The organism is Micromonospora sp. Utrum1 (assembly GCF_057197805.1).
In genome coordinates, this window is record NZ_CM170071.1 from 6,095,369 (window position 1) to 6,107,483 (window position 12,115).

Here is a 12,115-nt window from a genome sequence, read left to right on the forward strand (position 1 = left end):
TGTCGCCACCGGCCGCCTGGCTACCGGCCCGTTGGTGCGGGCTACCGTGGCCGCCGTGACGACCATCGAGCGGCTTGAGCGTGAAGTGTGGCCGGATCCCGGTCCGGACGCCTCAGCTCTCATGGCGCGTTGCACTGAGCTGCGACGTAAGCCGTTGGCCGAGTTCACCGTCGAGGACTTGCGCCTCATGCTCGGGCAGGAGATCGGCGTGTCCGCCCTGCTGCCGCTCGCGGTACAAGTCCTGCTGCACGATCCGTTGGCCGAGGGCGACCACTACCCGGGCGACCTGCTCTCCAACGTGCTGCGGCTACCCGACTCGGCGTGGTCGAACCTGCAAGCGAAACGGAAGCAGCTGGCATCAGTTCTAACCCAACTCGTTGCCAACCCGCGGTTCGAGCCTGACCTTCGGCCTCGCGACCCGGACAGACAGCTACGCGATGCCATCGTGCGGTTTCTTGGTCGATGAGGGCGGGGTCTCTGAGGCCGAGGTTTGGGGCGGAGGCCGCTACCTGCACACCGCCGAGCGGAGCGGCGGCAGTCGCCCAGCATCGATTCCAGCGCGAGGTTCCCCGGTCGTGTCAAGGCTCGCCGTAGGCGACCGCGAAGCGGCTTGGCCTTGGCCCGGCCGGGGTTCTCGCGTAGCCCTCGTGGTGCCTGACCGAGGAGATCCCCCGTCCGACGCCGATCTCCGAGGGAAGGCCGGGGTTCGGGGCGGAGCCCCGAAGGTCTAACCGCCCGCTACGCTCCTCGCCTCAGCGTCAGAGTGCGGGAGCGTACGTGATCAAGCTGTTCAGGACCAAGAAGTCCGCGTGCCGCTGTCGGCCCCAGTGGTCAGCTCTGGTGACGGAGATGAATGGCTATGTCATGCCGTGCCAACCCTCTGAGCACGGCAGTCCGATTACCAAGCTATTCGAGCTGTCAGCCCCGGTGCGCCGAGTGTGCCGCGACCTACCCGGGCAACTTCATCATCGAACCAGGCACGCCCCCTCCGTTCGAATGGGCGCACGAGCCTGAGAACACCGTGTGCTCCTGCGAGCCGCGGTGGCCGAAGCTGATGGTCAAGCTGCGCGGCCAGTGGTACCTCGGCTACCCAGGTACCGACGGCCAACTGGTAGTTGACGGCGCAGCGGAAAGGGCCTTCTGCGATAGCTGCGGCGCTCGCTTCCTCGGGGACATGGTGGTCGACCTCAATGACAGGTCGCACCTCGAAGATCCTGACGAGACGTAGCACGGTGGCCAAGGGCGCCAACGTGAAGGCGGTGCAGCGAATGCTCGGGCATGCCTCGGCGATGACCTTGAACGTGTACGGGGACCTGTTCGAGGACGACCTGGACCAGGACCGTCGCGACGGGCGGCGGCTCGGGCTGCTGCGGACTCAGTGCGGACTGATGACGTTGGTCCCGATCTTGACGCCGTTCGTCCGGGTCGCCGTCAGCACCGCTGACCTGGGGTTTTGCGTGGTGGGGCGGGCGGGACTCGAACCCGCGACCGAGGGATTATGAGTCCCCTGCTCTAACCCGCTGAGCTACCGCCCCGCTACCGCGCCGGATCGTAACCCGTCCAACGGATCACCGGCCATCACCCGACGGGCCAACGTCAAGATCCGGCCGCCACGATGGGCAACGCGAGGATAACAACGCGCAGCGGTCACCTCGTGCCCGCAGTCACCGCCCGGGATCCAGCAGGGTGGCCGACAACCAGGCGCCGGCCGTGTTCGTGGCCTCCCGGACGGAGCGCCTGATCCGTGTGAGTCGACCGACCACGGGTGGCGGCGGTGGAATCTGCTCGGCGCGCCGGGCCGGCATGAGGACATGACGCTCCGGGGGTACCGCCGCGTCGGCGACGGCAAGGTCCGGCGCCGGCACGAACAGGTTCGGCTCGACGTGCACCGCGATGCCGTCCTCGCCGATCAGGCGGCGGGCGCCGTCGGGCCAGACGAGCAGGGCGGCGCATTCGGCGTACCGGACGGTGGACACCGCCTCGCCGTAGGTCGCGGTGATCCCGTCCGCCCCGATGGTCAGCTCCGTCTCGCCGTCGGTCCCCTGGTGGGCCTTGCCCTCGACCGCCTCCTCCGAGGTGGTGGGCGCCGCGCTGAAACCGGCCCAGTCGGCGGTGAGGCCCTGCGGCACGAGGAGCAGGGCGGAGGCGTCCACCTCGCCGGCCACGTCCCGCAGGTCGTCGACGGTGACGGCGTCGAGTTCCGCGCGCACCTCGTCCAGGTCGCGGACCGGCTGCCCGGTGAGCAGGTCCCGCGCGCACCCGGGCAGGCGGTCCGCGTCCGTGTGCGGGGCGGACAACGCCTCGCGGTGCCGGGTCACCACCACGTCCCGGTCGGCCGGCGTGATCCGGCCGACCCGGAGGGTGGCCAGCACGTCGATCACGCCGCCGAGCACCGCGTCCTGCTTGTCGGGCAGCGCGTCAGCCATCGCGCGCACGGTGGCGGTGCCGTCGTATCGGGGCTGGTAGCCGGCGGTGACCAGGTAGGACAGCCCGTCCTCCTGCCGCAGCGACCGGAACAGCTCCCGTTCGAGCACGCCGGCGTAGACGGCACCGGCCGCCCGGCGCCGGACCACCGCGTCGAGGGCGACCAGCCCCGCCCCGGCCGCGAAGTACGCCGGTGTCTCCGGCAACGCCGACGACGGAGCGGGCACCGGTTGCCGCGCTCCGTCCGGCAGGTCCAGCCGCAGCCCGGCCGGCAGGTCGTCGCCGGTGACGAAGAGGGCGGCGTTCTGCCGGGTGAACCACCGCGCGGCCCATTCCCGCACGTCGTCCTCGGTGAGGCCGGGGACGCCGTACTCCGGGTAGCTGACCAGGCCGTGGTCCCGCGCGCCGTGCCGCCAGAGGGGTAGTTCGTCGTGGCCCCGGCCACGCTGCTCGACCCGCAGGATCTCCCGCTCGATGGCGAGTGCGCCGGGCGGCGGCTGGTGCAGGTGGCGGCACACCGTCGCCAGGAACGTGGTGACCTCGGCCGGTCCGCCGCGGATCACGAAGCTGGTGAAGAGGGCGTCGGTCATGCCGTTGGCGGCGTGGTCCAGCGGGCCGAGCGGGGCGAGCGCCAGGTGTTCCAGGAGGTGGGTGACTCCCCGCCGGGCCAGGGTCTCGTCGGCGACGCCGACCCGGAACACCAGCCCGGCGCGGACCGGGCCGGGGGCGGGCGCCAGCAGCGTCGGCACTCCGTCGACGTCGAACTGCCGGATCATCGGGCTCCGCCCTTCGCGTACGCCTCGGCGCGGGCCTCGGCGAACCAGGCGGCGGAGCCGCCGAAGACGGCGGGATCGCCGTACGGGCCGAGCGCCTCGAACTGTTCCCGGGCCGCCGTGTGCTCCCCCATCAGGTGGAACACCAGCGCGAACGTGCTCTGCACGCGCACCCAGCCGATGGTGCGCCGGAAGTCGGGATGCCGGACGGACCGGTCCGCCGCGGCGTGGATCTCCTCGGCCACCTCGTCCGTCCTCAGGTAGTCCCGGAGGCCGCGGAGGTCGTCGTACTCCATGCCGCGCTCGCGGTGTGCCTGGGCGATCAGGACGCCGTGTGGGGCCCCGGCTGGCACCGCCTCGGCGCAGTCACGGGCGAACGCGTCGACCGCCGCCCAGTCGCCGCCCCACTTCGGGCAGAGCTGTTGCAGCATCTCGGCCTGGGCGGCCAGGTGGTGCGGCTCGTGCCGGGCCAGGCGGTCGTAGCGCCGGCGGGTCTCGGCCAACCCCAGGCCCAGGCCACGGGACAGGGTGATCCGCTGGGTCCAGGCCGCGACGTCGTCGGGCCACCGCGCCGTCACGTCGATCAGGATCCGTTCGGCGCGGCGCAGGTGGTCGTGGAACCGGGCGAACTGGCCGTCGCTGACCCGGTCGGCCGTCGCCCTGGTCCGGATGCGCCAGCCCTTGTGCACGAGGGCCGCCGCGAGCAGGACCTGGGCGAGTCGGTCCGCCGGCTCGCGCTGGAGCCGCGGTTGCAGGAGGTTCTCCGCGCCGCCCCAGGCCGCGACGGCGTCGACCAGCTGGGTGGTGGTGGCCGCGTCGGCGTCGGCGAAGACCGCGCGCAGCGCCGCCCAGTCATGGTCGCGGAGCGCCGGGCGCAGCGCCACCACCTCGGGGTACGCGGCATCGGCGTCGAGCGTGTCGGATGTAGTGCGAGGCACGGCGGGATGATAGGTGATCTTCCCGCCGTCGGTTGACCCCGCTCAGCCCACGGCGCGCAGTTCGGCGAGCACCGCCCCGGCGGCCCGCCAGCCGCTGGCCAGCGCCCCCTGGATGGACGGGCTGTCCCGGTGGTCGCCGGCGACGAAGAGCCCGTCGCCGAGCGCGACCGGCTTGCGCAGCCGGCCCTGCGGCGGCGGCGCGGCGGGCAGCGCCTCCGGCACGGACACCGTGGTGAGGTGCGTCCAGTCGGCGGTGGAGCACCCGTAGAGGCGGTCCAGCTCGCGGCGGACCACCGCCTCGGGCGGGGCCTGCGGGCCGACCACCGAGGTGGCCACCAGGTGCTTCCCGGCCGGCGCGTACGTGGGCGCCGCGTTGCTGGGCACCACCGTGTTGGCGACCAGTTCCCGCCGCTCCCCGTCGAGGAGCAGGATCGGCTCACTCAGCGGCGGGGTGTCGGTGCTGTGGTAGTAGGTCGTGTAGCTGTGCATGCGTACCCGTTGCAGCCGCGGCAGCAGAGCGGCCGCCGCGGGCGGGTCGACGGCGACCACGACGGCGCGGCAGGCGAGGTCGCCGGCCGGGGTGCGGACGCGGCCGGGCGCGATCTCGGCGACCCGGGTGTCGAGGTCGATCAGCTCGGCGGGCAGCGGGCCGGCGACGGCCCGGGGCAGCGCCGCCATCCCCCGGGCCGGCAGCCCGATCCGGCCCCGGGCGAACGCGCGCAGGAGGACGGCCAGCACGTGGCTGGACGTGGCCAGCTCGCGGTCGAGCAGCACGCCGGAGAGGAACGGCCGGAGCAGCTCCTCGATGAACGAGTCGGAGAGGCCGGCCCGGCGCAGCGCGGCCTCGCTGGTGGTCTCGGGCGCGTTGAGCAGCCGGCCCACCGGCAGGGTGGCGCAGCCGGTGGCGAGCGCGGCGAAGCGGAGCCGGTCGACCAGCGACCCGACGCCCGCCGCCACCGTGCCGGGCGCGCCTGCGGGGTCGCGCAGCGGGTTGACCAGGCGCTCCAGCCGGTCGCCGCGGCGGACCAGCACCCCGGAGGTGAACCAGCCCAGGTCGAGCGCGCCGAGGTCGACCAGGCCGCCGAGCCGCGGGTACCCGGTGTTGAGCACCTGGAAGCCGCGGTCCAGCAGGTAGCCGTCGACCTCGTCGGTGGCGACCCGGCCGCCGAGCCGGTCGGCGGCCTCCAGCAGCCGCCAGGGCACGCCCGCCCGGTGCAGCCGGCGGGCGACGGCGAGGCCGGCCAGGCCGCCGCCGACGATGACGACGTCGGTGTCAGCCGGCACGGCCCGCCTCCGCCCCGGCCCGGTCGCCGTTCCGGTTCGTCCGGGACAGCCGGCCCGGCCACCAGATCTTCGGCCCGATGTCGTACGCGAGCGCGGGCACCAGCAGCGAGCGGACCACGATGGTGTCGAGCAGCACCCCGGCGGCGACCGCCACGCCCAGCTCGACCAGCACCACCAGCGGCAGCACGGCGAGCGCCGAGAAGGTGGCGGCGAGCACGATGCCGGCGGAGGTGATCACGCCACCGGTGACCGCCAGGCCGGTGAGCACCCCGGCCCGGGTGCCGCGCCGGACCGACTCCTCGCGGACCCGGCTCATCAGGAAGATGTTGTAGTCGATGCCGAGGGCGACCAGGAAGACGAACGCGAACAGCGGGAAGGACTGGTCGACCCCGGGGAAGTCGAAGACGTACCGGAAGATCAGCGCGCAGAGACCGAGCGTGGCCAGGAACGACAGCACCACGGTGGCGATCAGCAGCAGCGGGGCCAGCAGGGCCCGCAGCAGCACGGCCAGGATGACGGCGATGACCAGCAGCACCACCGGGATGATGACGTTGCGGTCCCGGGTGGACGCGTCGGCGGTGTCCACGTTGATCGCGGTGAAGCCGCCCACCACCGCGTCCGCGCCGGGCACCCGGTGCACTGCGGCGCGCAGTTCGCGGACGGCGCGTTCGGCGCCGTTGCTGTCCGGCGGGTCGGCGAGGGTGGCCTGCAGTTGCACCCGCCCGTCGACCACCTTGGGCGGCGCGTTCCCCGAGGGCGGCCCGGCCGGTCCCTGCTGGGTGAGCGGCCGGACCGAGGACACCCCCGGTACGCCCTGCGCGACCTGGGCGACCTGCTGCGCCGTGGCCTGGTTGGTGAAGATGGTGGCCGGGCTGCCGGTGCCGGCCGGGTAGTGGCGGGCGATCACCTCCTGCCCGGCCACCGAGTCGGTGCGCTGGGTGAACAGGTCGGACTGGCCGAGGGTGGTGGCGCCGAGCTGGGTCACCCCGACGGCGAGCGCGGCCAGGACCACCGCGGTGACGATCCAGACCGTCCGGGCCCGCCGGGCCACGAAGCCCGCGATCCGCCCCCAGATGCCGTGTTCGGTTCGCGGGTCGGCCTGGTCGAGCCGGGGTCGCCGGGGCCAGAACGCCCACCGACCGCCGAGCAGCAGCAGGGCGGGCAGGAAGGTCAGCATCACCAGCAGGGTGGCGGCGATGCCGACGGCGCTCACCGGGCCGAGCGCCCGGTTGGAGTTGAGGCTGGACAGCAGCAGGCAGAGCAGGCTGACGATGACCGTGGCGCCGGAGGCGATGATCGCCGGGGCGGCGCCCTTCCAGGCGGCCCGCATGGCGTCCCAGGGCCGCTCGTGCCGGTGCAGTTCCTCCCGGTAGCGGGCGATGAGCAGCAGCGCGTAGTCGGTTCCGGCGCCGAAGACGAGGACGGTGAGGATGCCCTGGGCCTGCCCGTTGAGCTTGATGACGTCGTTCTTCGCCAGGACGTAGACGAAGAGCGCGGCCAGCGAGTACGACATCCCGGCGGCGAGCAGCGGGAAGACCCAGAGCACCGGGCTGCGGTAGACGATCAGCAGGATGACCAGCACCACGACCAGGGTGACCAGCAGCAGCGGCCCGTCGATGGCGGTGAACACCTCGATCAGGTCGGCGAGCAGGCCCGCCGGCCCGGCCACGTCCACGGTGAGCCCGCCCCGGTCGGTGCCGGCGATCTCCCGCAGCCGGTCGACGAGCGCGCCGACCTGTTCACCCTCGGCGGCGTCGATCGGGACGACCACCTGCACGGCCTGCCGGTCCTGGCTGACGATCGGCGGCGGCAGCGGGCCGACGACGCCCGGCAACTGGGCGAAGCCGGCCACGTCGGCCTGGATCCGCTGCTGGTCGGCCGGGGTGATGCCGGAGGTGCGCTCGTAGACGACGAGCGCCGGGGTGGTCTCGCGGTCCACGAAGCCGGCGGCGAGGTTCTGCGCCCGGGTGGCCTCGGCGTCGGCGGGGAGGAAGGCGGCGTTGTCGTTGGTGGCGACGTCGCCGAGCTTTCCGGAGTAGGGCCCGGCGATGCCGCCGAGGACCAGCCAGCCCAGCACCACGACGACCGCGATCAGCGTCGCGGTCCAGCGGCTCCGCCCTCCGGCCATCTCCATCCACCCTTGAATCGACGCATCAATCGACGCAGCGGGAGGCTGAGTCGACATCGACCATCCTGCCGGGCGAAGCGGCGCCCGCGGGCGGAAACCGACACCGCGACGGGCGTGGATGCCGGCAACGAGAAACGCCCGTCGGCCAGGGCCGACGGGCGTCGTGTGGAGCGGAGCTCCCCCGTTTGGACTCGAACCAAAAACCTGCCGGTTAACAGCCGGCTGCTCTGCCAATTGAGCTACGGGGGACCGTAGGTCACCCGGCTGCGGATCTCCCCGCGCCGTGCGACGGGGACAAGAGTACAGGACACCGGGGGGTGGTGCGCCAGGGGGTTACCCCACTTCCCCCGCCCGGTCGGGGGCCGGGCAACCCGATCAGAATACCGGACAAATCGCCATCTCGGCACAGGGAGGCATGACCGGAGAGCAGGATGGGTAGTTAGCCGCCGACAGAGGATGCAGGCGCGAGAAGGTCGCTCCCGCCCGGGACCACCCGGTCGGGATCGGCGGCGCGTCAGGTACGGAAGGAGCCGCCATGCGCGGAAAGATCATGTTTCTTGGCGGGCTGGCTGCGGGATTCGTCCTGGGCGCCCGTGCCGGCCGGGAGAAGTACGAGGAGTTGGTGGTCCGGGGCCGCAAGGTGCTCGACCACCCGACCGTCCAGGAGGCGGCGGGGGTCGCGCAGGCTCAGGCGACCCGGCTCTACTCGGAGGGCAAGGACAAGCTCGGGCAGACCAAGCTCGGCGAGAAGCTGGGCACCGGCAACGGCAGCAAGCAGGGGCTGACCGAGGCCGACAAGCCGTTCGCCGGCACGCCGGCCGTCGTCGGCGCCAAGTCCGGACCGTCCGGCACGGGCTCGACCAGCGGGACCGGGTCGTCGACCAGCAGCACGAGCACCAGGTCGTCCGGCACGAGCACCAACCTCTGACGCCAACCGGGCAGCGGGCCGGTCGCCATCGGGCGACCGGCCCGCTCTCGTCTGTCCGAAGGAGACCCGACTCCCACTTTTGCTCATCCTGAACAAAAGTGGGAGTTGTTCATCGAAAACTTTTGGCTTCAACCTCTTCTCTTTGGTCCCGAGCGCAAATATCGTCTCGCGTAGAACCTGGCCAGGCTCTCGTCACCTCCCAGCGACCTCCTCAGCCTCGTCCCGGCGCTGAGGCGGACCCGCCCGACCAGAGCGAGGTTCGATGCGCAGAAGACCGTTCGGCCGCAGGGCCGCCACATATCTCGGCCTGCTCACTCTCGCCGCCGCGACGCTCGTCGCGACGGCGGAGCGGGCCCCGACCCCGGCGCAGGCCGCGCCGGTGCTCACCGCCCCCGTACCCGTCAGCAACGGCATCGAGTACAAGGTGCTCGTCTTCACCCGGTCGGCCGCCGGCAGCAACGCCGCTACCGCCGCCGGCGTGCAGGCCGTCGAGCAACTCGGACGGGACCGGCGCTTCACCGTCGAGGTCACCAACGACCCCCGCAAGTTCGACCAGGCCCACCTGAAGCAGTTCCGCGCCGTGGTGTTCCTGAACACGGCCGGCGACGTGCTCAACGACGCCCAGCAGGCCGCCTTCGAGGCGTACTACCGCGACGGCGGCGGCTTCGTCGGCGTCCACTCCGCCATCGAGGCCGAGCCGGACTGGTCGTTCCTCACCGACGTGCTCGGCACCCGGGCCACCGGCGCGCCGACGGCCGCGAGCCGGGCGACGGTCACCGTGGCCGACCGGGTCCACCCGGCCTCCGAGACGCTGCCGCAGCGCTGGTCCACCACCGACCGGTGGTACAACTTTGCGGCCAACGTCCGGGGCGTCTCGCACGTGCTGGCCACCGTTGACGAGAAGACCTACGCCGGCGGCAGCATGGGCTTCGACCACCCGGTCACCTGGTGCAAGGACTACCAGGGCGGCCGCTCGTTCTACACCGGACTCGGCGCCACCCCGGAGAGCTACGACAGCGCGGACCTGCGGGCCCACCTGGGCGGGGCGATCCAGTGGGCGGCCGGCGTCACCGACGGCGACTGCGGAGCGACCGTGCTGGCCAACTACCAGATGACGGTGGTCGGGGCGCAGCCCAACGTCAACGAGCCGATCGGTTTCGACGTCCTCCCCGACGGCCGGGTGATCCAGACCGACCGGCGCGGCGGCGTCCGGCTGCACGACCCCGTCACCAACGAGACCACGGTGCTGGCGCAGATCCCGGTCTACACCAACAGCGAGGACGGGATGTACGGCCCGGCGGTGGACCACGACTTCGCCACCAACAAGTGGGTCTACCTCTACTACGCGCCCCCGCTGGACACCCCGACGGGCAGCGCGCCGACCACCAGCACCGACCCGGCCGCGTGGGACCAGTGGAAGGGCTACTTCCAGCTCTCCCGGTTCAAGTTCGTCGACGGTGAGACCCCGTCGTTGGACGTGGCCACGGAGCAGAAGATCCTCCAGGTGCCGGTGGACCGGGGCGCCTGCTGCCACGTCGCCGGTGACATCGCGTTCGACTCGAAGAACAACCTCTGGCTGGTCACCGGGGACGACACCCCGGCCGGCGGCGGCGGGTCGGGCGGCTTCTCGCCGCACAACGACTCGGTCAGCGCCACCGGCGTCTACCAGGCCCCCTTCGTCGACGCCCGGCGCAGCTCGGCCAACACCAACGACCTGCGCGGCAAGGTCCTGCGGATCACCGTCGGCGCGGACGGGTCGTACACCGTCCCGGCGGGGAACCTGTTCCCGACCGGCACGGCGAAGACCCGCCCGGAGATCTACGCGATGGGCTTCCGGAACCCGTTCCGGATCACCCTCGACAAGGACGACGTCGCCTACGTCACCGACTACTCGCCGGACTCCTCGGTCGCCCAGGTGGGCCGCGGTCCCGCCGGCACCGGCCGGATGATGGTGGTCGAGAAGCCGGCGAACTACGGTTGGCCGATGTGCGTGCAGCCGAACCTGCCGTACATCGAGATGAACTGGACCACCAGCCCGATCTCCCCGGTGGCCCCGTTCGACTGCGTGGCCCCGAAGAACACCTCGCGGCACAACACCGGCCTGACCGACCTGCCGCGGGTGGAGAAGTCGGAGCTGTGGTACTCGTTCCAGGCCCCGACGCCCTGCCCGGAGTCCTACCTGTCGACTCCGACGCAGACCTGCCCGGTGCTCTTCCCGGAGCTCGGCACGGGCGGTGTCGGCCCACACGGCGCGGCGAAGTACGACTACGACCCGGAGCTGAGGTCGGAGACGAAGTTCCCCGAGTACTACGACGACGCGATCATCTTCGGTGAGTTCACCCGGGACACCCTCAAGGAGATCCGGCTGGACGACCAGGGCGAGATCCTGAAGATCAACAACGTGTTGAACTGCGGGCAGGCGCCCACCACGCCGGCCAAGCCGTTCCTCTGCGACAACCCGATGGACATGCGCTGGGGCGCGGACGGCAACCTCTACCTGCTGACGTACGGAGACGGGTTCTTCAACGTCAACCCCGACGCGGCGATGCTGAAGTTCAGCTACGTCAAGGGCCTGCGGGCGCCGACCGCGGTGCTGAACGCCACCCCGACCAACGGGCGGGCCCCGTTGACCGTCGCCTTCTCCAGCGACGGCTCGAAGGACCCGGACCCGGCGGACTCCATCTCGTTCGCCTGGGACTTCGACGGCAACGGCACCACCGACTCGATCGACCCGAACCCGTCGTTCACCTACACCACCAACGGCGTCTACACGGCCCGGCTGACGGTGACCGACTCGAGCGGCAAGACCGCGGCGGCGAACACCACCATCACCGTCGGCAACACCGCGCCGACCGTCACCGTCACCACCCCGCTCGAAGGCGGCTTCTTCAGCTGGGGCGACGACATCCCGTGGACGGTCACCGTCACCGACCCGGAGGACGGACCGGTCGACTGCGCCAAGGTCGAGGTGACCTTCGTGCTCGGCCACGACGGCCACGGGCACGGTGAGGCCAACCAGTTCGGCTGCTCCGGGGTGCTGCCCACGGACGCCGACGACGCCTCGCACGGCGGCTACATCTACGGCGTGGTCAGCGCGTCGTACACCGACCAGGGGGCCAACGGCCAGCCGGCGCTCACCACGGTGGACCAGCAGATCATCCAGGCCAAGCGCCAGGAGGTCGAGTTCGCCACCGACGAGTCCGGCACCACGGTCGGCACCACCGCCGACACCGGGGGCGGGCAGCAGCGCGGCAGCCTCGACCCCGGCGACTGGATCGCCGTCAACAACACCGTGAACCTGAAGAACATGCAGTCGGTGACGCTGCGCACCTCCGGGGGCAGCGCCGCCACCGCCGGGCAGCCCCGGTTCGGCGTCCAGTTCCGGCTGGACTCCCCCACCGGCCCGCTGCTGGCCACGGCCACGGTCAACGCCACCTCCGGCAACAACGCCTTCACCAGCACCACCGTGCCGGTCACCGACCCCGGCGGGACGCACAAGCTCTACCTGGTTCTGACCACCGTCCCCGGCGGTCCGGCCAGCGGCTTCGGCAACCTCAACTGGGTCGAGTTCACCGGCCAGGGCATCGGCGTCACCCCGTGACGCCCGGGTGGGGTCGCCACCCGGCGGCCCCACCCGCCT

The 12,115-nt window shown here is 72.0% G+C and carries 7 protein-coding genes and 2 tRNA genes; 3 read left to right on the forward strand and 6 right to left on the reverse strand.

What is annotated here, in order from left to right; all coding sequences use genetic code 11:
- Positions 1-55: 55 nt before the first annotated feature.
- Positions 56-466 (forward strand): contact-dependent growth inhibition system immunity protein, encoded by a 411-nt coding sequence (locus tag AC0OLQ_RS28580; protein WP_484528827.1) that lies wholly within the window; start codon positions 56-58, stop codon positions 464-466.
- 992 nt (positions 467-1,458) lie between these two features.
- On the opposite strand, the gene AC0OLQ_RS28585 is transcribed toward AC0OLQ_RS28580, so the two are convergent.
- The 6 genes from AC0OLQ_RS28585 to AC0OLQ_RS28610 all read right to left on the reverse strand — a co-directional run bounded on the left by AC0OLQ_RS28585 (position 1,459) and on the right by AC0OLQ_RS28610 (position 7,796).
- Positions 1,459-1,535, reverse strand: a tRNA-Ile gene (locus tag AC0OLQ_RS28585).
- Positions 1,536-1,664: 129 nt separating this feature from the next.
- On the reverse strand, positions 1,665-3,200 hold the full coding sequence (locus AC0OLQ_RS28590) for a M16 family metallopeptidase (protein WP_484528828.1): 1,536 nt from the start codon (positions 3,198-3,200) through the stop codon (positions 1,665-1,667).
- Positions 3,197-4,135, reverse strand: coding sequence for a hypothetical protein (locus AC0OLQ_RS28595; RefSeq protein WP_484528829.1), 939 nt, complete (start codon positions 4,133-4,135; stop codon positions 3,197-3,199). Before AC0OLQ_RS28595 ends, AC0OLQ_RS28590 begins: the two co-directional genes overlap by 4 nt.
- Positions 4,136-4,177: 42 nt before the next feature.
- Positions 4,178-5,419, reverse strand: a complete 1,242-nt coding sequence (locus tag AC0OLQ_RS28600; RefSeq protein WP_484528830.1) for an NAD(P)/FAD-dependent oxidoreductase — start codon at positions 5,417-5,419, stop codon at positions 4,178-4,180.
- On the reverse strand, positions 5,409-7,553 hold the full coding sequence (locus AC0OLQ_RS28605; RefSeq protein ID WP_484528831.1) for an MMPL family transporter: 2,145 nt from the start codon (positions 7,551-7,553) through the stop codon (positions 5,409-5,411). The genes AC0OLQ_RS28600 and AC0OLQ_RS28605 overlap by 11 nt, the downstream gene beginning before the upstream one ends.
- Positions 7,554-7,723: 170 nt before the next feature.
- Positions 7,724-7,796 (reverse strand) — tRNA-Asn (locus AC0OLQ_RS28610).
- A gap of 286 nt (positions 7,797-8,082) precedes the next feature.
- Between AC0OLQ_RS28610 and AC0OLQ_RS28615 the strand changes: the two genes are divergently transcribed.
- Entirely contained in the window at positions 8,083-8,475 is a 393-nt protein-coding gene (locus AC0OLQ_RS28615; RefSeq protein ID WP_357341267.1) for a hypothetical protein, read from the forward strand.
- 262 nt (positions 8,476-8,737) lie between these two features.
- Positions 8,738-12,076, forward strand: coding sequence for a ThuA domain-containing protein (locus AC0OLQ_RS28620; RefSeq protein ID WP_484528832.1), 3,339 nt, complete (start codon positions 8,738-8,740; stop codon positions 12,074-12,076).
- The last annotated feature ends 39 nt before the right edge of the window (positions 12,077-12,115 follow it).

Excerpts from the sequence above, each read along its gene's own strand:
- AC0OLQ_RS28590 (WP_484528828.1), bottom strand. The coding sequence starts at position 3,200 with ATGATCCGGCAGTTCGACGTCGACGGAGTGCCGACGCTGCTGGCGCCC.
- AC0OLQ_RS28605 (WP_484528831.1), bottom strand. The coding sequence starts at position 7,553 with ATGGAGATGGCCGGAGGGCGGAGCCGCTGGACCGCGACGCTGATCGCG.
- AC0OLQ_RS28615 (WP_357341267.1), top strand. The coding sequence starts at position 8,083 with ATGCGCGGAAAGATCATGTTTCTTGGCGGGCTGGCTGCGGGATTCGTC.
- AC0OLQ_RS28620 (WP_484528832.1), top strand. The coding sequence starts at position 8,738 with ATGCGCAGAAGACCGTTCGGCCGCAGGGCCGCCACATATCTCGGCCTG.